This window comes from Micromonospora sp. NPDC000442 (assembly GCF_042898635.1).
Classification (GTDB): Bacteria; Actinomycetota; Actinomycetes; order Mycobacteriales; family Micromonosporaceae; genus Micromonospora.
In genome coordinates, this window is record NZ_JBIAYZ010000005.1 from 414,988 (window position 1) to 436,822 (window position 21,835).

The window sequence follows — 21,835 nt, forward strand, 5'->3', positions numbered from 1 at the left end:
GTCACCGGGACAGTCTGGTGACCGCCCGTGCCCGGCGGGTGTTGGTGCCGCCTCGACGCCCGTGACGGGCCGGGATTCGCCGGCACGGCTATCGTGGCCTGTCGTGACGGACATCGAGCAGCGACTGGCCGCGATCCGGGGCGACGCACCGCCGAAGCGACACAACGCCCGCACGATCGCCGCGCTTACCGGCAACCCGGGCTGCACCCGGCGGGCGGTCCTCGACGGTGCCGGGGTGGACAAGCCGGCACTGGCTGGACGGGTCGGCTTTCCCGCCCGGTTCGGGCAGTCCCGCTTCGCCATCACCCGGGGCAACATCTTCGAGGCGCAGGTGAAGGCCGACGGCGGGGCCGAGTTGCTGCGACTGGTCGCGGAGCGGCTGGGCGTACCGGTGCCGACGGCGGCCAGCTGGACGGACCTCGGCGACGGCGACGACCCGGCCACCCGGGCCCGACGCTCGGCGACCCTGCTCACCGAGGCGGTGTCGCCCGTCGATACCGACGCCGACGCCGACGAGCCGACCGGTGCCGGGGAGTCGCGGTGTGCCGACGAGCCGGCGGCGCTGTTCGACCATCCGATGCTCGGCCTGGTGGTCGCCGGGCAGCGGGTACACCTGGAACCGGACCTGGTGGCCGCCCGGCTGGGCGGCCGGTTCCACGTGGTCGAGATCAAGTCGTTCCCCGTGATCGACGGCCAGGCCGACCCGGCGAAGGTAGCCGCCGCGGCGGTGCAGTCCGCCGTCTACGTGCTGGCCCTACGGGAGCTGTTCACCGCCCGGGGCCACGACCCGCACCTGGTGTCGCACGAGGTGGTGCTGGTCTGCCCCCGGGACTTCAGCAACGAACCGGTCGCGCACCTGCTCGACGTCCGCCGGCAACTGCTTGTGGTACGCCGGCAACTGGACCGGATGGACCGGCTCGACACGCTGCTGGCCGACGTACCGGCCGACTTCACCGCCGATCCCGCCGCCGACCCGGCGATCCTGGCCGGTTCGCTGGCGCGGGTGCCGGCCCGGTACGCCCCCGATTGCCTGGCCAGCTGCGAGCTGGCGTACTTCTGCCGGCACGAGGCACGCGGGCAGACCGGGGCGCTCGGCCGCCCGGTCCGCGAGGCGCTCGGCGGAATCGCCGACGTCGGCGAGGTGCTGGCGCTCGCCGGTGGGGAACCGGCCACCGAACCCGAGCGGGCGGAAGCCGCCGCGCTGCTGCGGACCGCGGCCCGCCTCCGCGCCGACGCCCTCACCACCGCATGACCGAGCGCATCACGCACCGTGCCGCGGCGTCTCCGGCCGGCACCCGGTGCAGCGGAGTGCCGGCATGAGTACGTTGCGGGCGCTGGCGGCGGCACAGGCAGTAGCCTCCGGGGTGGCCCAACCGGTGGCCACTGTCCGGCATCTGCACCTGTCGAGGCGGCCGCTGGTGCTGGTGCCGCTGGCGATGGCGGGGGAGGCCAACGCCCCCCTCGCCGCGATGGTCGGCTCGGCCCCCGGCGAGGGGCGGCTGTTGATCGTGCCGCAGCCACGGAACCGGGACCAACGGTTCGCGTTCGCCGCCGAGCTGGCCGCGATCGTCCTGCCGTACGTGGACGGGCACCGTACGGCGAACGAGACGGTCTCCGTGGACCGGGGTCGGGACGTCCGGTACCGGTACCTCGACGCTCCGCAGCTGCTGGTGCCGAATCCGGCGGGGGTGACGTTCCTGCGGCTGCTCGGGCGGTCCACCCGGTTCCGTCGGGTCGACGGCGAGTATCCGGTGCCGCCGCAGGTGCCACTGCTGGGCCGCTGGCTGACCTTCTTCGCCGAACGGGCCGAGCATCCCGGCTCGTCGGCGCTGCTGGCGATGACGCAGGCGTTGACGCTGCACTGGGCGACCGGGCAGAGCGCGGTGGAGGATCTGCACCTGCCGGCGCTGCTGGGCTGGATCGCGCCGCCGGCCGGGCTCTCCGGCACCGAGGCGGCGGCCCGGGCCGAGGACCCGTCGATCTGCCCGCCGGCCGGCCCGGCCACCGATCCGGAGTTCGACAACCGGCTGCTGGCGCCGGCCATCGAGGCGTACGCCGCCGCCGGCGCCGACGAGGCGACGCGCGTCGAGGCGTACGCGGAGCTGGAGCTGCTGCTGCGGGACCAGCTGACGCCCACCTGGGAGCTGATGTGGCGCGGCCTGGGGTTGTTGCGTGCCCTGCCGCCCGGCGCCCGGGTGGCCGGGCGGTGGGACGGCGACCGGGACGCCTTCACCGCCCACACCGAGCACCTCGACTCCGACGGTGCGCCGCAGCCGCGCCGTGACGGTGCGGTGGCCGCGGCGGCCCGGCTGCACCGCCTGGAGCGGGCCGCCGCGACCTACGCGGTGCAGCGTGCCTACGACGACCCGCTGGTGATGGCGGAGTACCGGCTGACCGGGGAGGCTTTCGTCGGCGAGGTGCTGCTGGCCGACCCGACCCGGGTAGACGACAGTGGCCGACGCCCGGTGTTGCGCCCGCGTATCCAGCTGATGACCACCGACCCGGTGCTGGTGCCGGTCGGCGCGACCCTGTCCAGCCCGTCCCGCCCCGGGCAGAAGGCGCGGCTGGTGTTCGTCACCCCGACGGCCGACGGCAAGACCGAGGTGGTGCTGGAGCTGTCCGGCAGGATGGGACGCGGCCTGACGGCCAGCCCGGGCAGCGTGCCGGAGGTGGGGGAGCGGCTCTGCTACACCACGCTCAGCGACGCCTACATGCCGGGCGCGGCGTTCCCCACTGTGGACGAAACCCCGTGGACCCACGGCGGTCCCCCCGCGGCCGGAGTCGCGGCACCCGACGAACAATGGGCCTGAGCGCAGCGTCCGCGCCCGATTGACCACCCGCCCTGACAAACCCACACATCGCCGAGCCGGACCGCCGACCGCCGCCAGGACCGCCAACCGCCGCCAGGACCAGGTGACCGCCGCCTGGACCGAGTGACCGCCGCCTGGACCGGTGACCGCCGACCGCCGATCCCGGACGGTAACCATTCCCCGGCAGGGACACTGTGACCTTTGGACGCTTTGCTCTGCTTACCTATACGCACAGGTTGCGCTGCGTGACTGGCGCGAAAGCCGCGCCTTCCCGATAAGGCCAGCTCAACGTTGGGTTGCGTATAGGTAAGCAGAGCAAAGGTGGAAGACAGCATTGTCGGTGGTGGGCTGGCCGGTCACGTTCGGTGATGCATCGTTATGGTCACGCAGGGTCATGGCCGTGTTGCGGCGGGTCGTGGTCGGCGGGTGGAGTGGGAGGCCCCGCCCCGAGGACACCTCCCCGCCGGTGCGGGTGCGACAGGCGCGACAGGGCACTACGGGGAGCCCGCGAGCGGGTCGTTGCCCGCGTCGCCGCACCGGGGGCCATCAGGTTGTGGACTTGCGTACCCCGTTGGATCTGGCGGGGCGGCTGCGGGCGTGGCTAGGCTTTCGGGGTTTGCCAGGGCAGGACCTCGCCGTCGAGGGTGTACGCACGAGAGAGAGCCGGAGCGATCGCTGTGTCGCGGAAGGACGTCGAGCGGGCTGCCGCGCGCTCACCCGGAACGGACCGGGTCGGCCGTGTGGGGCTGGTCGGTGCCGGTGTCGTCGTCGCGATCGAGGCGCTCTGGTTGGTGCTGGGGCTACCCGCCGGCGCGCTGGTAAGCGATCTGGGCGCGCTCACCGTGGCAGGTTGGGCGGCGGTGGCCTGCGTCGCGGCGGCCCGACGGCATCCGGCGACGTTGCGCCGGTTCTGGCTGCTGTTGGCCGCCACCATGGCGTTGTCACTGGCTGGACGGGCACTGTGGACGTCCCAGCGGCTGCTCGGTGAGAGCCTGCCACACACCCTGCCCATCGGGTTGATCTTCGCGGCCAGTCTGCTGACCGGCACCGCCGCGTTGTTCTGTTCGGTCACCGCGCCGCGTACCACGGTGGGTCGGGCCCGGACCCTGCTCGACGGGGTGATCGTCGGGCTGGCGCTGATCCCGATCGGCTGGCTGCTGATCTTCCGCAACGTCAGTCTGGCCGACCTGGACGAGCCGCTGCGCACCGCCGGCCTGCTGTACCCGATGTTCGATCTGATGCAGCTGACCATCCTGGTCGCGGTGGTCGGCCCGGGCCGGCCGGTTTGGCGGCCGATGGCGCTGCTCGGCGTGAGCCTGACGGTACGGGCGGTGGCCGACACGTTCTACGTGTCGCTGGTGGCCGCCGGCACCTACCAGCCCGGCACCCCGGTCGACGTGCTCTGGCCGCTGAGCTACCTGCTGATCGTGGTGGCGACCCGGATGCCCCCACCTCGGGACCATGGCGCTGCCGAGGAGGCCGGGGAAGCGCCGTTGCCGCCGTGGTGGCGGGTGGTGCTGCCCTACCTGCCGGTGGGCGGGGCGATCGTGGCGACCATGCTGGCCCGCGACGCCAGCGGCCACACCCCGATGCCGATCTTCCTGGCGATGATGGCGCTGTTGGCCACGCTGGCGCTGCGGCAGGGCTTGGCGGCCAACGAGAACCTGCGTCTGGTGCTGCAGCTACGCAAGCTCGCCTACGTCGACCAGCTCACGGGGCTGCCGAACCGACTGGCGTTCATCCGCCGGCTGCGGAGTGCGTTGCGCGGCACCAACCGGGTCGCCGTGCTGCTGTTGGACCTGGACGGGTTCAAGCAGGTCAACGATCGGTTCGGGCACACCACCGGCGATACGCTGCTGTCCGGTCTGTCCCGGCGGATGCGCCGGGCGGTCGGCGACGACGGCATGATCGCCCGGATCGGTGGTGACGAGTTCGCCGTGCTGGTCACCGACGGGCGGCCGTTGGCACCGGAGCGGCTGGCCGAGCGGTTGCTGGCGGCGCTGCAACCGTCGCCCGGCGAGGAACTGGTCGGCGTGCACCCGTCGGCCAGCATCGGCATCGCCGAGTACGGGCCGCAGCACATCTCGCACACGGATCTGCTGCGCGACGCGGACATCGCCATGTACGCGGCGAAGGCGGCCGGCAAGTCCGCGTACCGGCGGTGCACGCAGGGGTTGCGGGAGTCGGCGGTGAGCCGGGCCGAGCTGATCGCCGACCTGCGGCGGGCCGTCGACGAGGAGCAACTGCACCTGGAGTTCCAACCGATCGTGGACCTGGCCACCGGGGTGGTGCGCAGCGCGGAGGCGTTGGTGCGGTGGCGTCACCCCCGGCTGGGCGTGCTCAGTCCGGCCCGGTTCCTGCCGCTGGCCGAGGAGACCGGGCTGATCCTGCCGATCGACAGGTGGGTCATCCACGAGGCGTGCCGGGCGGCGGCCACCTGGCAGGACCGGATTCCGTCGGCGACGGTGGCGGTGAACATCGCCGCGTCGCACCTGCGCCGGCCCGACCTGATCGCCACCGTCACCGAGGCCACCGCGGGTGCCGGGCTGGCGCCCCGCGCACTGACCCTGGAGCTGACCGAGTCGGCGTTGATCGAGGGCAGCGACGCGGTGCTGGACCGGCTCGGGCAGCTACGCGAGTTGGGCATCCGGATCGCCATCGACGATTTCGGCACCGGGTACTCGTCGCTGAGCTACCTGCACCGGATCCCGGCTACCGAGTTGAAGATCGACCGATCGTTCGTGGCCCGGATACCCGAGGACGCCCGGGCGTACGCGACGGTGGAGATGGTGACCCGGCTGGCCGGCGCGTTCGACCTGAGCGTGGTGGCCGAGGGGGTGGAGACCGAGCGGCAGCACGAGGCCGTGGCCGCGATCGGCTGCGTGCAGGGGCAGGGCTACCGCTACGGTCGCCCGACCGCCCTGGCCGAGCTGCGTAGCCTGCTTGTCAACTCCGACCCGCAGAGGGTGTCCGGCGTCGCAGAATCGGGTTTGACCCTCACGTAGCGGCAGGCGGGACCGTGGTTCCGGAAAGGGGGAACCATGGCTCACACGGTTGGTCAGGTGGCGAAGCTCGCCGGCGTGACGGTCCGGACGCTGCACCACTACGACGAGATCGGTCTGCTGACGCCGAGCGGGCGTAGCGGCTCGGGCTACCGCCGCTATTCCGAGGCGGACCTGGAGCGGTTGCAGCTGATCCGGTACTACCGCGAGCTGGGGTTCCCGTTGGACGAGATCGCCGTGATCCTCGACGACCCGGCGAGCGGCCCGGGAGCGCACCTGCGCCGCCAGCACGAGCTGCTGACGGTGCGGATCAAGCGCCTTCAGGAGATGGTCGCGGCGATCGAATTCGCGATGGAGGCGAGCAAGATGGAGATCCAACTGACCCCGCAGGAGCGGTTCGAGGTCTTCGGGGACTTCGACCCGGACGCGTACGCCGAGGAGGCGGAGCAGCGGTGGGGCGGCACCGAGGCGTACCGGGAGTCGAACCGGCGGACGTCGAGCTACCGCAAGCAGGACTGGCAACGGTTCAAGGCGGAGACCGAGGACTGGGGACGGCGGATCGTCGCTCTGCTGGCCTCGGGCGCGCCGGCCGACGGGCCGGCGGCCATGGAGTTGGCTGAGGAACACCGACAGCAGATCAGCCGGTGGTTCTACGAGTGCACGTACGAGATCCACACCGGGCTGGCCGACCTGTACCTCGCCGACGAACGGTTCACCGCGCACTATGAGGCAATGGCCCCCGGGCTGACGGAGTATCTGGCCGAGGCGATCCAGGCCAACGCGATCAGCCGCGCCTGATCGATAGCGTGCGGACGGTGGCGGATCGGGAGAGTATGACGGCGTCCGCTCTCCCGATCTTCGGAGGTTGCATTGCTGATCGTCGCCGGCACGCTACACGTCGACCCGGCCGAGCGGGACGATTACCTGGCCACCTGCGCCGAGATCGTCCGCCAGGCCCGCGAGGCGCCCGGTTGCCTCGACTTCGCCATCAGCCCGGACCTGATCGAGCCGGCACGGATCAACGTCTACGAGCGCTGGGAGTCCGAGGAGCAGCTGCTGGACTTCCGTGGCTCCGGCCCGGAACCGGAGCAGCAGGTGGCGATCGTCGAGGCCGAGGTCCACAAGTTCCTGATCAGCGCGGTCGAGTCACCCTGATCGCCGGTTGGAGTGGGCGCGGGGCCGGACGGGTCGGGGAGAACCCGTCCGGCCCCGCGGTCAGCGGCCGGGGGTGCGGGGCGTCGCGGCCGGAACGCTCCCGGTAGGCGCACCGGGGACGGTCACGGTCGGGACGCCACCGGGCCGCTTGGTGGTGGGCGTGTCGGGGTGGCTGGTCGGTGTGCCGCCACGCGGGTTCGGGGTGGGTCGGGTGGTCGGCCGGCCGGCACCGCTCGGTGCGCCCGTGGGGCGGGCGCGGTCCTCCGACGTGGCGTCGGTGCAGTACTCGTCGACCTGTTCGGCACCGCCGGCCGCCTCGACCAGTTCGGCGAAGGCCGGGTTCTCCGACGCCTTGCCCGGGTTCGTGGCGGCGCCGGCCGCATACGCCTGGCACAGGCCCACCAGCGAGGGCGACGGACCGTCGCCCGCGCCGCCCCGGTCGGCCGGTCCGGCCGGATGCGACGGGGTGACGGTAGGTGCTGCCGGGGCGTGGGTCGCCGGGCGCGTGGTCGGGTCGACAAGCGGGTTGGGTAGCGCGCCGGTACCGGCGGCCAGCGCCACACCACCGAGCCCAGTGGCGGCGACGACGGTCGCCGCCTTGACGGTGAGCAGCTTCGCCAGCGTGATCTTGAGCATTGAGTCTCTCCGTGGTCGAGGTTCGGGGGCGAGATCAGCGGCAGCCCGGAACGCGGCCACCGCCAGCTGCTCCCCAGCCATCTCGTCGTGTCGTGCCGGCCCGCGCGCCACGCGTAGTGGCGCGGCGAGCGGACCGGCCTGGCTCAGGGCGACCGGGTCGGCGTTCAGCAGCCGCTCGGCGGTCTTCCTGTCCATGCGTCGAGGTGACGGTTTGCTCATCTCGTCTTCCCTGGCGTCGTCCCGGATCATTTGTGTCACTCACCCGCCGCGAGTCGCCGCATCGTGGGCGTGGGCGGGCGTAATTCCTGTTCGGGCGCGATGACCCCGTCCCGTACGGTCTGCGAGTCGAGGCGCGCGGCCAGCCGGCGCAGACCCCGCCAGGCGGCGGTACGCACCGCGCCGGGACGCTTGCCCAGCACCTGGGCGGTGGCCCGGGCGTCGAGTCCGACCACCACCCGGAGCAGGATCGCCTCGGCCTGGTCGCTTGGCAGCGTGGCGATCAACTCGATGGCCGCGCGGGTCGCGGTTGCCTGGACGGCCTGGTCGGCGGTGTCCTGAGCGGCGGGCAGGTCGACCAGCGCGTCGGGCGACAACGTCGCCGCGGGCCGCCGTCCCTGGCGGCGTAGGTGATCCAGCGCCCGGTGTCGGGCGATCCCGGCGGCCCAGGCCCGGAACCCGGCTCCTTCGTCACGGAATCGGCGCAGGTCGCGGGTGATCTGCAACCACGCCTCCGAGGCCACGTCCTCGGCGTCGGCGCCGACCATGCCTCGCAGATAGCGCAGCAGGCCGGGTTGCACCTGCCGGTACATCAGCCGGAACGCATCCTCGTCACCATCCTGTGCGGCCCGTACCAGCGCGGCGAGGTCCGATTCGGTGTGGCCGCCGGTGCCGCTCGTCACCGACACCACCGGCAGGGATCCACCGGCACGACCGCCAGTTCCGGTATCGCCAGCACCTCGCCACCAGATTCGCCATCATGGGCCACGCCATTGGACGGCAGCCCTCGTCAACCCGTACGACTGATCGGCGTACCGGTGGCCGGTTACGTCACAGCCGCGGGAACGGAAAGCGAACGGCGCGGAGCGAAACCACCGTCCCGTCCATGTTGCTCCACCGATCGGGTAATTCGACCACTTCTGGCCGTGTCCATGCCGGTGCTCGCAACCGTTAACACTGTGACACCCCATTAGGTGGCCTGCGGTTGGTGGCATGCGCGGCGAAGGAGTTCGGCGTGGCGAGGACTGATTCGACGGGTTCGACATGGCGGTACCGGTGGGCGCGCCGGCAGAACGAGCGCCGGCTGCGGCTGTTCCGCAGCGCCGAGGGGACCTGGCGGCGACGCGACGACGAACTGCGTCGCCTACGGACGCTCGCCGAGCAGTGCCAGGGCTCGGCCACGGCCGGCGACGGCCTCCCGTTGGAACTGGCCCCCGACGAGGTCGTACTCCGGGTGGTGCCGGCCGCGCAACTGGTCGAACTGCGACACAACGGCGTGCTGCCCGCCCCGGACCTGACCGTGGGCGCGCAGACCGGTCGGCTGCGCCGGCGCCTTCCCGACGGGGTACGGGTCACCGACGCCGGCATGGCGGTGATCACCAACCGGCGGCTGGTGCTGCTCGGCGGGCGGGGCCGGCGCGACTGGGCGTACGGCAGGATGACGGGTCTGGCCCACGACCCGCACGCGTCGGTCACCCTGATCCAGGTGCTGGACCGGCGGCGGACCTCCGGCGTGCTGCTGCGCCCGGACGTGGCGGCCGAGTTCCGGTTCGTGCTCACCCTGGCCTTCGCCGACGCCATCGAGCAGCGCCAGGCGGTCATCGATCAGCTCGACGAGCTGATCGGCGAGCACGCCCGGCTGCGCCCGTCCCGCCCGGGCATCGCCACCCCCGGGCAGGCCCGGCTGTCGACCCTCATCCCCGGTGGCCGACGGACCGCCGTGGTCGCCGCCGCGCTCGCGGTGATGGTGCCGGTGGCTCTGGCCAACTCCGGCCCGTCCGACCCGACCAGCACCGAAACCGCTGTGGCCGCCGCCCCGGCACCTGTCGCAGCCAGCGCCTCGACCACACCGCGCGCCACTAGCTCAGCCACACCCCGCGCCACCGGCTCGGCCAAACCGCGCCCGGCCAGCCCGAAGCCCGAGCGGCGCTGCGGGGCCCCCGAGAACCCGATGAGGTACGACTTCTGCGGCGGCGAACGAATCCGCGAACCCGCTCGCGAGGTGTGCGACCACTTCGACTGCGTGCCCGGCTTCTGGGAGGGACGCGGCTACCTGGTGCAGTGCGAGAACGGCAAGGTCAGCCTGGCCGGCGGCAGCCCTCGGGCCTGCGGCCTGCACGGCGGCGTACGCCGCACCGTCTGGGACTGACCGGCCGCCTAGCCGGGTGCGTGGCAGACCGCTTCGACGTTGTTGCCGTCCGGGTCGCGGACGAACACGCCGAAGTAGTCGGCGTGGTATTCCGGCCAGACGCGAGGCTCGTGCAGCACCCGCGCCCCGGCGGCCACCGCCGCGTCGTGGAATGCCCGCACCGCGCCGCGGTCGGGTGCGGTGAAGGCGATGTGGCTCTCCTGCCCAACCGCCTCGGCGGGGGCCGGACTGAGCCAGAAGTCCGGCTTGCCGCTGCCGTAACCGACGGCCTCGGGATACTGCAACATCCGGCGGGCACCGAGCGTGGCCAGGACGGCGTCGTAGAACGTGATGCTGGCGTCGAGGTCACGGACCTGAATGCCGAGATGGTCGAGCATCTGCTGCCTCCGGCGTACGGGAAGGGCTCGGACGAAACAGAGGCTAGGGCCCGGGTGCGACAGGAGCCGAGGTTCGCCGTCGAGTCACCCGACCGCAGTGGGGCGCGGCCAGGGACGGCCGCGCCCCGCCCGGCAGGCGACGGGACACGATCAGGACGCGGCCGCCGCCTCGGCGGCCAGCCGCTCGGCCCGGCGCTGCCCCCACTCGCCCAGCGGGCCGAGCGCCTCGTTGAGTGACCGGCCGTGCTCGGTCAGGGAGTATTCCACTTTGGGCGGGACCTCCCGGTAGACCTCGCGGTGGACCAGACCGTCCTGCTCCATCTCCCGCAGATGCTGGATGAGCATCTTCTCGCTGACGCCGGGCAGACCACGTTTCAGCTCGCCGAACCGCCGGGTGCCGTGGTTGTCCAGCTCCCACAGGATCAGCGACTTCCACTTCCCCGACACCACGTCCATCGCGGCGTCGATTCCGCAGATGTACGGGCCGCACCTGTCGCCCGATGCCATGGGTCCGCCTCCTCGGTAGCCGAGCTTCAATACTTACCTGCAGGTAAGTATTGAACAAAATAGTGGGTACTTGCCCGCTCGATTGTGGTCGCCAACCATGGTGATCGGCGCGCCCGTCGGATCATCGGACAGAGCAGGGGACCACCGAATGACAGTCAGCACCACCTTCCTGGGACTGGGCGCGATGGGCAGCGCGCTCGCGAGAACGGTGTCGGACGCCGGCCACCGGATCGTCTGTTGGAACCGCACCGGTCACCGGGCGCAGAGCCTCGGCGAGCAGGGCGCCGTCATCGCCGACAGCGTCGAGCAGGCGATCGTCGGTACGCGCACGGTCGTCGTCTGCCTCTTCGACGCCACCTCCGTACGGCAGGTGCTCGAACCCGTGGCGACCGGCCTGTCCGGTCGTACCGTGATCAACCTGACCACCACGACGCCGAACCAGTCCCGTGATCTTGCCCGCTGGGCCGGCGAGCGGGACATCGACCTCCTTGACGGTGCGATCATGGCCGTCCCGGAGACGATCGGCGGCCCCGAGTCGGCGATCTTCTACAGCGGATCGGCGGAGGGCTTCGCGCAGCACCGACAACTGCTCGACCTGTGGGGTGAGAGCAGCTACCTCGGGCCGGACGCGGGCATGGCGGCGCTCTACGACACGGCGATGCTGGCCGGCATGTACGCGATGTTCGCCGGCTTCCTGCACGGCGCGGCCATGGTCGGCTCCGAGGGAGTGCCGGCCGGCGAGTTCGTCCGGCGGCAGGCACCGTTCCTCGCCGCGATGACGGAGCAACTGGCCGACTACGCCGCGACGATCGACCAGCAGGACTACCTCGGGCCGGGCCAGCAGAGCCTGCGGTTCACCGAGACGGCCCTCAGCACGGTGATGCAGGCCAGCACCGGGCAGGGCGTCACCGACGAGGTGCTCAAGCCGGCGCACGACCTGATCCGTCGGCAGCTCGCCGCCGGGTTCGGGGAGCACGGCACCGCCCGCATGTTCGAGGAACTGAGGAGTGTCCGATGAGCGGGAACAGCGATCTCCGACCGGTCACCGTCATCGGTCTCGGGCCGATGGGACAGGCGATGGCCGCCGCCCTGATCCGCGCCGGACATCCGGTCACGCTGTGGAACCGCACCCCGAGCCGGGCCGACGCCCTGGTCGCCGCGGGAGCCACCCTCGCGCCGACGCCCGCAGCCGCGGTGGCCGCCAGCGAACTGACCATCCTCAGCCTCACCGACTACCCGGCGATGTACGACATCCTCGGCCCGCTGGCGGACGAACCCGGGGCCCTGGCCGACCGCACCCTGGTCAACCTCAGCTCCGACACCCCCGACATCTCCCGACAGGCGGCGACGTGGGCCGCGAGCCACGGTGCACGGTTCGTGACCGGCGGGGTGATGGTGCCCGCCCCCATGGTCGGCACCAGCGAGGCGTACGTGTTCTACAGCGGAGCCGGCGACGCGTACGACCGCAGCGAGCCGGTGCTGAGGATCATCGGCGAACCGAGGTACGTGGGCGCCGATCCGGGGTTGGCGCAACTGTTCTACCAGGCGCACCTCGACGTCTTCCTGACCTGCCTGTCGAGCCTGCTGCACGCCACCGCACTCGTCACCGCGGCGGGTGTACCAGCGGCCGACTTCCTGCCCGGCGCGCTCACCACCCTCACCGACATCCCTGCGATGATCGGCAACGGGTTGGAGTTGGCGCGCGCACTGGAGGCCGGCGAGCACCCGGGCGCTCTGAGCACGTCGCGGATGATGGGTGCCACGGCCGAACACATCCTGCGGACCAGCGAGACAGCCGGCGTCGACGTCGAGTTGCCGAAGGCGGTCAGGTCACACTACGAGCGGGCGGTCGCGGCCGGGCACGGCGACCAGGACTGGACCGCCCTGTACGAGGTGATCAGAGCGAGGCGCTGACCCCGCTTGCGGCTACACCCGGCGGGCGTCCGGGGACGGTGGTCAGGGCGGGGCGCTGACCCGCTTGCGGCCGCATCCGTCGGGCCGTCCGGGGACGGGCGGTCAGGGCGAGGGGTTGACCGGGCTTGCGGCCGCACCCGCCTCGGGCCGCCCGGGGAGACGGAGGTCAGGGCAGCTCCGCGGCGTGGTCGGCCAGGCGGGACAGGGCGGGCGCGGCGGCGCGCAGCCGCTCGCGGTCGGTCGCGTCGAGGCCGGCCAGGGCGGCGGCGAGCAGCTCGCGGCGGTACTGCCCGTAGGCGGCGATGCGCTCGTACGCCACGTCGGTCAACTTCAACCGGACGGTACGCCGGTCGGCCGGATCCCGGTCCCGGCGCAGCAGGCCGGCGGTGGTCAGCTCGCCGACCAGGGTGCTCACCGTGTTCGCGGCGGTGCCCAGACGCTCGGCGGTTTCCCGGACGCTGATCCCCGGCTGGCGCTGCACCAGCCGCAGCACCTCGACCTGCGCGTCCGGCAGGGCGGCACGTCCGGTCCGCTGGATCGCCCGACGGCGGAGTACCCGGTGCAGGTCACTGAGGGCGGCACCGAGCTGGTCGAGCGTCTCGTCGGTCACAGTGCCGCCCTTCCACGCTGCAACACCTCTGTAGGCAGAGCTATCGTAGCCGGACGCCCCCGGCAGCCGGCCACGCCGTGGTGGCACCGACCGCCGAGGGGACCACCGATGCCGCAGACCGACGTGCCCGTACGCCCGCCGGAGCGCATCAACCTACCCACCGGCCGCGCCGCCCTCGCGCTGCTGGTGCTGCTCGGCTCGCTCACCGCCATCGGTCCGCTGTCGCTGGACACCTACCTGCCTGCCTTTCCCGGGATGACCCGTGACCTGGCCGCCAGCCAGGCGCAGATCCAGCTCTCCCTGACCACCTGCCTGATCGGCATGGCGCTGGGCCAACTCGTCACCGGCCCGCTCAGCGACCGCTGGGGGCGGCGCCTTCCGGTGCTTGTCGGCGTCGCCGCGTACACCGTGTTGTCGCTGGTCTGCGCCCTCGCACCGTCGGCGGAGACGCTCGCGGTGGCCCGCTTCGCGCAGGGCTTCGCCGGTGGCATGGGTACGGTCGTCGCCCGCGCCGTGGTGCGTGACCTGTACTCCGGCCGGGCCGCCGCCAAGTACTTCTCCCGACTCGTCCTGATCTTCGGCATCGCGCCGATGGTCGCCCCCGCGCTCGGCAGCCTGGTACTCAACGTCGGCGACTGGCGCACCATCTTCGTCGCCCTCGCCCTGGTCGGTGCCCTGCTCGCCACCGCCGTCGCGCTGCGGCTGCCGGAGACCCTGCCCGCCACGCGGCGCAACACCGGTGGCCTGGCCGCGACCGCCGCCGCCGGCCGCGCCCTGCTCGCCGACCGCGTCTATCTCGGGTACGCGCTGACCCAGGGCCTCGCCTTCGCCGGACTCTTCGCCTACCTCTCCGGCTCCTCGTTCGTCCTCCAGGACGTCTTCGGCCTCTCCGCCGGCACGTTCAGCCTCGTCTTCGGTGCCAATGCCCTCGCCTTCGTCGCCGTCGGCCAGCTCAACGCCCGCCTGCTCGACCGCTACGATCCCCGACCCTTGCTGGTCGCCGGCCTCGGTCTCGGTGTGCTCGCCGCCCTCGGTGTGCTCACCGGGGCACTGCTGAACAACCTGCCAGTGGTCATCGCCGCGCTCTTCGTCTTCCTCGGCTCGCTCGGCCTGGTGATGCCCAACGGGACCGCCCTCGCCCTGGACCGGCACGCCGCCCGCGCCGGCACCGCCGCGGCGCTGCTCGGCGGCATCCAGGCCGTCATCGCCGCCAGCGCCGCACCACTTGTCGGGCTCGGCGGGGAGGGCAGCGCGATCCCGATGGCCGTGGTACTCAGCGCCGCCGCTGCCGCCTCCCTGCTGATGCTGCTGACCCTCGCCCGCTCGGGCCGCGCCTGATAGCTCCGGCTACCTCGGCTGCGCCGGCTGTTGGGCTGCGTCGGCTGTTGGCCTGCGTCGGATGTTGGGGCTGCGGCTGCTCAGCCTGCGCTGGCTACTCGGGCTACTCGGGCTGCGGTAGGTGCGGCTGCGGCTGTTCGGGCTGTTCCGGGTCGTTGGCGAGGGCGGCGGCGAGCCGCTCCAGGAAGGCGTCGACCTGCCCCATGTCGTAGCCGCGCAGCGCGACCTCCAGTGTCCTCCCGTCCAGCTTCGCCCTGACCGCCTGACGCTGTTCCGCCGGTCCCGAGGCGAGCGCGTCCAGACCTCGCTGGATCAGATCGTCCACCATCCGCTTCTCATAACCGCGCAGCGCCGAGTCGAAGGCCGGCTCGGAGAGAATCCGCTGGCCTTGCCGGGCGTAGGTCCGGTCGTGCCGGGCGTCGATTCGGCCTTGCCGGGCGTCGGTGAAGCGGCCACCGCTGACCCGGTTCAATTCGGCGGCCACCTCGTCCGCGGACTCCCGCACGTCGGCGAGGCTGAGCAGCACCAGGGCGGGCCGGTCGTCGACCGGGGTCCGACCGACGAGCGGACGGTCGATTGCCGAGCCGACGCCCGGGACCAGCAGCAACGACGGAGCAGCCGGTCCCGCAGCCGCTGCCCGTGCGGGTTGGCCCAGCACGATCGTGTCGATCTCGGCCCACGGCACCAACCGGTTGAGCCCGGCGACCCTCAGGTCCAGCCCGTCGGGGCCGATCCGGAACCGGAACGGCCGCAGCGACGGAGCGCTGATCCAACCACCCGTCAGCAGTGCGGCTCCGGCGAAGATCGATGCGCCCATCCCGGGAGAGCCCAGCAGGACGGACACCCCGAACGCGAGCAGCAGCACCCCGAGCGCCAGCGACCGTCGATTCCTGCGCAGCTCCATGACGACACCTCGATCATCTAAATGGCGTGCAGAGCATGCCACGCCGACGCAGTCAGCGCTGACCCTGTCGACGTCGGCCGCCGCTGATCACTGACACTCAGCCGGGCGGGTTGCTCGGGTTGCTCTGGCTGGACGGGTGGCTCGGGTTGGACGGGTTGTGCCGGTCAAGCGGGACGGCCTGGTCGGGTAAGCGGGCGATCAGGGTCGACAGCTCGGTCAGCATCGAGTCCACCTCGGTGCGGTCATAGCCCAGCTCGCTGGTGGGCAACTCCGCCCGGATCCGATCGACGAACGTCTTGACGTCCGAGCGCAGCCGCGACTGTTCGCTGAGAAGCACCTGCTGTCCAACCTGGATCAGCTCGTTGACCCGGGCGGGCTCGTACCCTCCCGACCTCATGGTGAACCGCGGCGAGTCGAAACGAGCACGGCGTAGTTGGCGGACGTCTGTGAAGCGGCTCCCGGCGTAGCGGGCCAGCACCGACGCCACCTCGTCCACCGGCTGCTTGACGTCTACGAGATCGACCAGGACCAACGCTGGCCGTCCGTCGAGCGGGCTCCGACCGTCGAACGGGCCGCCGATCGTCGAACCCGCCGCCGGCACCAGCAGCAGAAAGGTGGAGATCTGGTGCTTCTCGCCCACCGTCGGCACCTGCGGGTCGAGGATGATCGCGTCGACCTCGGCCCACGGCACCGCCCGGCTGAACCCGGTTACCTGGACGACCAGCCCGTTCGGCCCGATGTGGAACGTGAACGGCCGGCGTTGGGCGAAGACCATCCCGCCGCCTATCAGCAGGGTCATGAGGCCGAAGATCCACCCGAACACGGTGAGACGCTCGATGCAGCCCAGCACGAGCGCGCCGGTCACGAAGAGGAACAGGCCGAACACCAACAGGGTGCGGTCTCTACGCAACTCCACATCGATCCCCTCGGATGCGCGAGTCGTTGGGGAGAGCATGGCACGGCGGATACCCGGACGGCGGCCCACCGACGGGTAGGCGACCCGCCGTGGTTGGCGATGATGCGGCCGTTTGTCAGGGTGCGCCGAAGTCGGGGATGGTGATGGTGCCGTCCGCCGCGATCGGGAAGCCTGGATTCCAGGCGATCTCCCAGAGGTGACCGTCCGGGTCGGTGAAGTAGCCGGCGTACCCGCCGAAGGGGGTGTCGCGGGCCGGTTGGGTGACCTTGGCACCGGCCCGGGCGGCGGCGGTCATCAGCTGATCCACCTCGGTGCGCTCGCGTACGTTGTGGGCCAGCGCGACCCCGGCGAAGCCGCCCGCGGCCCGGTCGTCGACACCGGCGTCCTCGGCCAGTGACTGGCGCGACCACAGTACGACGGCGAGCCCGCCGGCCTGGAAGAAGACGGTGTGTTCGACCTCCTGGCCCTGCCAGCCGAGCTGCCGGTAGAAGTCGCGGGACCGGGTCAGGTCGGCGACGCCGAGCGTGATCAGACTGAGTCGCTGTTCCATCGCAGCAAGGTAACCCGGATCTGCGGCAGCTACCCGAGGGGGACCTGGACGGCGACGTCGTGTTTCGGGTAGAGCGAGGCGATCTGGTCGGCACCGTACTTGTCGCGGAACATCGCCACGACGTGGTCGACCCGGTCGGCCTCGGTGATCGGGGTGGCGCTCGAACTCAACGCGGTGCCGTTGACCGCCAACTGGACCATCGGGGTCTGCCGGACGTTCTTGTACCACTGGCTGTCCGAGCCGGTCACCGGCACCAGGAAGACGTTGTCGTCCTCCTGCACGAACCACACCGGATGGGTGATCTGCCGTCCGCTCCTGCGGCCGGTCACGGTCAGCTCTACTTCGCGTACGCCATCAAGTGCGTCACCGATCGCGTTGGTCATGGTGTCCCCCGCTGCTTGCCCCCGACGATGCCTCTGCTGGCCAGGCTAGGGACCGACGCCGGGCCGCGTCTTCGGATCCGGCAGCTTCGCCCGGCGGAACAGAAAACTCCCGGTGCCGCGTGGCGCGGCACCGGGAGTTCCTGTTCAGGTCAGCTCAGCGGAGCGCCGCCGGGCTGTACCACGTTGTTCACCGTCAGGGTGTACGGCGCGTACTGCGTGACCTGCTCGGTCGGCTCGTCGTAGGCGACGATGGCGACCACCTTCGGGAAGGCGCTCAGCAGGGCCGTCTGGATCAGACCGAGGGTGAAGTTGGACTTGCCGTCGGCCTCCACCTGGTAGGCCAGCTTGAGCTTCTCGTTGATGCCGACGAAGCGGACGTTCCAGTTCGCCACCGGCGTCGGGTTGATCTCCGACGGCGAGTCGAACGGCTCCAGGCTCGAACCGTCGCTGACCAGCGTGCCGCCGACCGCGATGTCGTCGACAAGCAGACCGCCCTCGTTGACACCGCCGTCGCTGACGTACCGGAAGCTGACCAGCACGTCCTGCCCGGCGTACGCGGACAGGTCGAACGAGTGCGGCTGGAAGCCGTCGGTGGTGCCGTTCAGCGCCGGGCCGAGCGGACCGGCGACGGTCTCCTCACCGGGGATGACGGTGTAGGTCTCGCCGCCGTCGGTGGAGACGCTGACGTAGCCGTAGTCGTAGCCGGTCTCGGCACCGTACTTCGCCAGGAAGGTAAGCGTCGGGTCGGCGGCCGGCACGGTCACCGGGGTGACCGCGGCGACGTCCAGGCTGTTGCCGTTGCCGGACCACAGCACCGGGTTACCGCTGCGATCCGGGTCGTCGCTAACGATCTGCCAGGCCAGCGGGACCGGCGGCAGCGTCTTCGCGCCCTGGAACTTGATCGAACGCAGATCGCCCAGGCCCAGCGGCTTGCCGTTGGCCTTCTGCAAGGTGACGTAGTCGGCGCCGTTCGGTGCCGCGCCGCCGGCCGCGTACGAGGCGGGGTTGGCCAGGTTCACGGTGGCGTCGAGGCTGGCCGTGGTGACCCGGCGCTTGTCCACCCCGAGCATGATGCCCAGCTTGGAGTTCCCGACGATCCGGTCCACCAGGTTCATCGTCTGGTAGTCGTGGATCACCTTGTACATGTCCTTGACGCCCTCGGCCTTCAGCGCCGCCTCCAGGCTGGCGAAGCCCTGCAGCTCACCGTCGCGGTGCAGCCGCGAGATGAAGTCCAGGCCGTAGCGGTCGTACAGGAACAGCACGAACGAGTAGACGTTCCCGTAGTCGGCCAGCACGCCACTCGACGTACTGCCCTCGTTCCACAGGTTTATCGAGTTCTCCGGGCCACCGCAGTCCCGTGGATTCGTGTTGTAGTCCGTCTGGACGATGCCGAAGCCCTGGAAGCAGTAGATGTGGCTGTCCGTGCCGGGCTCGTCGACCCGGGCCGTGGCGTCGACGTACCCGGCGAGCGTCTGCACGAAGTCGGAAAGACCCTCGTTCAGCCAGGTCGTCTCGAACGGGTCGGTGTAGTAGTGCGCCAGGTGCTGCCACTCGTGGATGAACGTGCCCTCGTACAGCTGCGGGCGGGCCGGCCGGCTGGTGCACAGGTCGTCGGTCGGCTCGTTCGGCGGGTTCGCGCCGGTGCGGTGCGCCCAGTCGAACGCGTCGACAGTCATGATGTTGCGGTCGAGCAGCTCGTTGAAGAGCGAGAAGTGGAACCCGGCGATGTAGCTGGGGGCGGCCGGGAAGTCGTAGAAGTTGTCGTCGCGTACGTTGTCGACGAGCGTGACCGTCCGGTTACCGGCACCGGTGAAGTCCCCGTCGATCTGCGCGTTGCTGCCGTCCCGCTCCGGCGGGGTGCTGAACGCGGCAGTTGACTTCGGGTACATGTTGGTGTCGAACTCGTGGACCAGGCCGGCGACCTGCTCGTCGGTGACCACCGTGGAGTTCGGGATCTGCCGGCGGCAGTCACCCTCCGGGAACTCCGTGTCGTTGGCGACCCACACCTCGATGTTGTCGCCCACGCCGCGCAGCGTGTAGTCCTTCAGGTAGATCACACCCTGGTAGTCGTCCAGGGCGAGCCACTGCCGCACCGTGCCGACCGGCGGCGTGTCGGCCGCAGCCGCCTTCGACCGGGCCTGGGTGCGCGGCTGATACTGGGTCGGGGCCTCCAGGCGCTGACCGTTGAAGGTGAAGTCCTTGCGGGTCAGCTCGCGGACATCGCTGGCGAGCCCGGTGGCCGGGGCCGGCACCGGCTTGACGGTCGCGGCCTCCGGGGTGGCCGAGGCGGCGGTCGGCTGAGCGATGACGAGTAACGGTAGGACGATGGCGCTGGCTGCTATCCCCGCGAAGCGGCGTCGTGCCACGAAACCTCCTCATAGGTGGAAGACCACCGGCCCGGGGTGGCCCGGGCACCGGTGGATCTACGCACGCTGATCGAGCGTCCCCGTATCCTGTGCACGTCGCCCCCGATCAGGCAACCCTTCACCGGAATCAATCGAGGCGGTGAGGCTTTCGCGCCAAGCGCCCGATCAGCCGCAGTTACCCCAGCTGTACCGGCCGGCGCTCTGCCAGCTCGTGAAATACAGAACCTCGCCGTTGTACATGACGCACTTGTCCCGGGCGGAGCGCTGAATCGCCGCGTAGTACTTGTAGTTGCCCGGGTCGTAGGCCCAGGAACCGCCCTGCACCCGGATCCCGGCGGAAACCCCGGTCGTCGAGCCCACCGCCACCCGCTTGAGGGTGACGACACAGTTGTACCCGCTGGCGCTGTTGTACATCAGGTAGACATCGCCCACCTTGGTGCCATCCGGTGCGGAAATCGACCGGTGGCCGTCAGTGGTGTGGGCCCACGAACCACCGAAATCGTTGTTGCACGCCTGTGCCGCGGTGAACGGATTCGTCGCGGCCTGTGCCGGCGACGCGAGCGTCACCGCCGCCACCGTCGCCGAGACAATCGAGATGGCCAGTCGTCGTGCCAGTCCCCGCATTACGCCCTCCTGATGCTCCGGCGCGAAGATCGCGCACATGCGCTGGCATCCTCCCACATTGGAGGCTCACCAAGATCCATGGGCCGCCGATCGCCCGGACGCGACCGTACTTCGTCAGACCGGCTTACCGAGCTGGGCCAGCACGGCGTCCAGGTGGGCCAGGGCCTGCTGCCGGATCGGCGTTGAAATAGCCGTCGGTGAACTCGACGACGTCGCGCAGCTCGACCTGCGCGCCCAGGGCCTGCCGCAGCAGGCCGGCGATCTCGTCCCGGGACAGATCGCGCTTGGTGATGCTCCGCACGCCGGTCCGGGCTGATCCGGTGGTGCCGACCTGACCGGAGGCGGTTTCAGTCGAGTTCGACGAAGGGGCGGTTGAGGTGCGCGGTGGCGAGCACCGCGCGTTCGTGGCGGGCCGTGTCGAGCAGACTGCGGCGGGTCAGCCGGGCCAGGTGCTGGTCCGCCTCGTACCGGTAGGCGACGTCCGGGTCGGCGATCTGGACGGCGTGCACGAGCACGTCACCGGTGACCACCACCTGGTCGTGGCGGCCACCCTCCACCAGTACCGACTGGTGCCCCGGGGTGTGGCCGGGGGTCGGCACCACCCGGATGCGGTCACCGCTGCGGCCGGTGGGGGTACGACGGCCGGCCCCCGCCGGGGCGCCGCTGAGCACCACGGCACCGTCCACCGGGTGCAGTTGCCCCGCCGCCCGCAACGGCCGCACCACGTACCTGAGCATTTCGCTGCCGCCGGCTTCCAGCGCGTCGAGTTCACGCTGCTGCACCACGTACCGTGCGTTCGGGAACATCGGCACGCCCTCGGCCGTGACCGCCCAGCCGGCATGGTCCTCGTGCAGGTGCGTCAGCACCACCGTGTCCACCCGACGTACGTCGATCCCGTTGCCGGCCAGCACCTGCGGCAGCGCGCCCGGCACCGGCGCCCACGCCGAAGCCGGGCTGCCCTCCGGCCCGATCCCGGTGTCCACAAGCGTGTACCGGTCGCCGGGACGGCGGATGGCGTAGCAGCGGAAGTCCAGGTGCCACGTCCGGTCCGGCCCGAACGCGGCCGGGTCGATACGCCGAGCCGCCGCCCAGTCATTTCCCGACGCCCCGGAGAAAGCATCGTCGTAGCTGAGGAAGAACGGGCCGGCGGCGTCGCGTAGCGCGAGAACGTCGAAGCAGCCCACTGACCGGATCTCTGAGCAGCCGGACCTCGCCTTCCCCTGCGCAGGATGACCATCCGCCTGCGCGGGCCGGGCGGCGAGGACACCGCCACCCACGGCCGCCGCCCCCAGCAGCAACGTCCGCCGGCTAACCCCTTCTCGCGAGTACGACACAGCACTCTCCTCCATCCACGTCCACGCCGACCGCCGTAACAGGG

General features: G+C 71.2%; 22 protein-coding genes. 9 read left to right on the forward strand and 13 right to left on the reverse strand.

The features are described from left to right. The first annotated feature begins 112 nt into the window (after positions 1–112). The 5 genes from ACFY2A_RS11055 to ACFY2A_RS11075 all read left to right on the forward strand — a co-directional run bounded on the left by ACFY2A_RS11055 (position 113) and on the right by ACFY2A_RS11075 (position 6,967). Entirely contained in the window at positions 113–1,252 is a 1,140-nt protein-coding gene (locus tag ACFY2A_RS11055; protein WP_387170740.1) for a hypothetical protein, read from the forward strand. A 64-nt stretch (positions 1,253–1,316) separates the two neighbouring features. After that, positions 1,317–2,810: a hypothetical protein gene (locus tag ACFY2A_RS11060; RefSeq protein ID WP_387170669.1), complete on the forward strand. Its 1,494-nt coding sequence runs from the start codon at positions 1,317–1,319 to the stop codon at positions 2,808–2,810. A gap of 677 nt (positions 2,811–3,487) precedes the next feature. Then, on the forward strand, positions 3,488–5,815 hold the full coding sequence (locus ACFY2A_RS11065; RefSeq protein ID WP_387170671.1) for a putative bifunctional diguanylate cyclase/phosphodiesterase: 2,328 nt from the start codon (positions 3,488–3,490) through the stop codon (positions 5,813–5,815). 36 nt (positions 5,816–5,851) lie between these two features. Continuing rightward, positions 5,852–6,610: a MerR family transcriptional regulator gene (locus ACFY2A_RS11070; RefSeq protein ID WP_387170673.1), complete on the forward strand. Its 759-nt coding sequence runs from the start codon at positions 5,852–5,854 to the stop codon at positions 6,608–6,610. A 72-nt stretch (positions 6,611–6,682) separates the two neighbouring features. Continuing rightward, positions 6,683–6,967 (forward strand): antibiotic biosynthesis monooxygenase family protein, encoded by a 285-nt coding sequence (locus tag ACFY2A_RS11075; RefSeq protein ID WP_363921944.1) that lies wholly within the window; start codon positions 6,683–6,685, stop codon positions 6,965–6,967. 60 nt (positions 6,968–7,027) lie between these two features. Here ACFY2A_RS11075 and ACFY2A_RS11080 read toward each other — a convergent pair whose 3' ends face one another. Next, positions 7,028–7,798: a hypothetical protein gene (locus ACFY2A_RS11080; protein WP_387170675.1), complete on the reverse strand. Its 771-nt coding sequence runs from the start codon at positions 7,796–7,798 to the stop codon at positions 7,028–7,030. Positions 7,799–7,857: 59 nt separating this feature from the next. Further along, complete coding sequence (locus tag ACFY2A_RS11085; protein WP_363921948.1) at positions 7,858–8,502, reverse strand: sigma-70 family RNA polymerase sigma factor; 645 nt, start codon at positions 8,500–8,502, stop codon at positions 7,858–7,860. 332 nt (positions 8,503–8,834) lie between these two features. Here ACFY2A_RS11085 and ACFY2A_RS11090 point away from each other — a divergent pair, with 332 nt between their 5' ends. Next, positions 8,835–9,968: a hypothetical protein gene (locus ACFY2A_RS11090; protein WP_387170677.1), complete on the forward strand. Its 1,134-nt coding sequence runs from the start codon at positions 8,835–8,837 to the stop codon at positions 9,966–9,968. An 8-nt stretch (positions 9,969–9,976) separates the two neighbouring features. Here the strand turns inward: ACFY2A_RS11090 and ACFY2A_RS11095 are convergent, their stop codons facing one another. Together ACFY2A_RS11095 and ACFY2A_RS11100 are read right to left on the reverse strand one after the other, a co-directional pair. Continuing rightward, positions 9,977–10,345 carry a VOC family protein gene (locus ACFY2A_RS11095; protein ID WP_093401989.1) on the reverse strand — a complete coding sequence of 123 codons (369 nt, stop codon included), beginning with the start codon at positions 10,343–10,345 and terminating at the stop codon, positions 9,977–9,979. A 150-nt stretch (positions 10,346–10,495) separates the two neighbouring features. Further along, on the reverse strand, positions 10,496–10,852 hold the full coding sequence (locus ACFY2A_RS11100) for a helix-turn-helix domain-containing protein (protein ID WP_093401988.1): 357 nt from the start codon (positions 10,850–10,852) through the stop codon (positions 10,496–10,498). A 148-nt stretch (positions 10,853–11,000) separates the two neighbouring features. On the opposite strand from ACFY2A_RS11100, the gene ACFY2A_RS11105 reads away from it, so the two are divergent. Next, positions 11,001–11,870: an NAD(P)-dependent oxidoreductase gene (locus ACFY2A_RS11105; RefSeq protein ID WP_387170679.1), complete on the forward strand. Its 870-nt coding sequence runs from the start codon at positions 11,001–11,003 to the stop codon at positions 11,868–11,870. Further along, positions 11,867–12,766 (forward strand): NAD(P)-dependent oxidoreductase, encoded by a 900-nt coding sequence (locus ACFY2A_RS11110; RefSeq protein WP_387170681.1) that lies wholly within the window; start codon positions 11,867–11,869, stop codon positions 12,764–12,766. The genes ACFY2A_RS11105 and ACFY2A_RS11110 overlap by 4 nt, the downstream gene beginning before the upstream one ends. 166 nt (positions 12,767–12,932) lie before the next feature. On the opposite strand, the gene ACFY2A_RS11115 is transcribed toward ACFY2A_RS11110, so the two are convergent. Then, complete coding sequence (locus tag ACFY2A_RS11115; RefSeq protein ID WP_387170683.1) at positions 12,933–13,376, reverse strand: MarR family transcriptional regulator; 444 nt, start codon at positions 13,374–13,376, stop codon at positions 12,933–12,935. Between the two features lie 108 nt (positions 13,377–13,484). On the opposite strand from ACFY2A_RS11115, the gene ACFY2A_RS11120 reads away from it, so the two are divergent. Beyond that, positions 13,485–14,714 (forward strand): multidrug effflux MFS transporter, encoded by a 1,230-nt coding sequence (locus ACFY2A_RS11120; protein WP_387170685.1) that lies wholly within the window; start codon positions 13,485–13,487, stop codon positions 14,712–14,714. Positions 14,715–14,817: 103 nt separating this feature from the next. Here the strand turns inward: ACFY2A_RS11120 and ACFY2A_RS11125 are convergent, their stop codons facing one another. From ACFY2A_RS11125 to ACFY2A_RS11160, 8 genes are all read right to left on the reverse strand, one after another. Continuing rightward, positions 14,818–15,618: a DivIVA domain-containing protein gene (locus tag ACFY2A_RS11125; protein ID WP_387170687.1), complete on the reverse strand. Its 801-nt coding sequence runs from the start codon at positions 15,616–15,618 to the stop codon at positions 14,818–14,820. Between the two features lie 97 nt (positions 15,619–15,715). Further along, complete coding sequence (locus tag ACFY2A_RS11130; protein WP_387170689.1) at positions 15,716–16,534, reverse strand: hypothetical protein; 819 nt, start codon at positions 16,532–16,534, stop codon at positions 15,716–15,718. Positions 16,535–16,649: 115 nt separating this feature from the next. Further along, positions 16,650–17,084, reverse strand: coding sequence for a VOC family protein (locus ACFY2A_RS11135; RefSeq protein WP_387170691.1), 435 nt, complete (start codon positions 17,082–17,084; stop codon positions 16,650–16,652). Between the two features lie 29 nt (positions 17,085–17,113). Then, positions 17,114–17,467, reverse strand: coding sequence for a nitroreductase/quinone reductase family protein (locus tag ACFY2A_RS11140; protein WP_363921967.1), 354 nt, complete (start codon positions 17,465–17,467; stop codon positions 17,114–17,116). A 149-nt stretch (positions 17,468–17,616) separates the two neighbouring features. Next, complete coding sequence (locus ACFY2A_RS11145; RefSeq protein ID WP_387170693.1) at positions 17,617–19,833, reverse strand: choice-of-anchor J domain-containing protein; 2,217 nt, start codon at positions 19,831–19,833, stop codon at positions 17,617–17,619. A gap of 165 nt (positions 19,834–19,998) precedes the next feature. Then, the gene (locus tag ACFY2A_RS11150; protein ID WP_363921971.1) at positions 19,999–20,496 is read right to left on the reverse strand and encodes a hypothetical protein; all 498 of its coding nucleotides are present in this window, start codon (positions 20,494–20,496) and stop codon (positions 19,999–20,001) included. A gap of 85 nt (positions 20,497–20,581) precedes the next feature. After that, complete coding sequence (locus ACFY2A_RS11155; protein WP_387170695.1) at positions 20,582–20,758, reverse strand: hypothetical protein; 177 nt, start codon at positions 20,756–20,758, stop codon at positions 20,582–20,584. Between the two features lie 46 nt (positions 20,759–20,804). Further along, positions 20,805–21,791: an MBL fold metallo-hydrolase gene (locus ACFY2A_RS11160; protein ID WP_387170697.1), complete on the reverse strand. Its 987-nt coding sequence runs from the start codon at positions 21,789–21,791 to the stop codon at positions 20,805–20,807. Between the last annotated feature and the right edge of the window lie 44 nt (positions 21,792–21,835).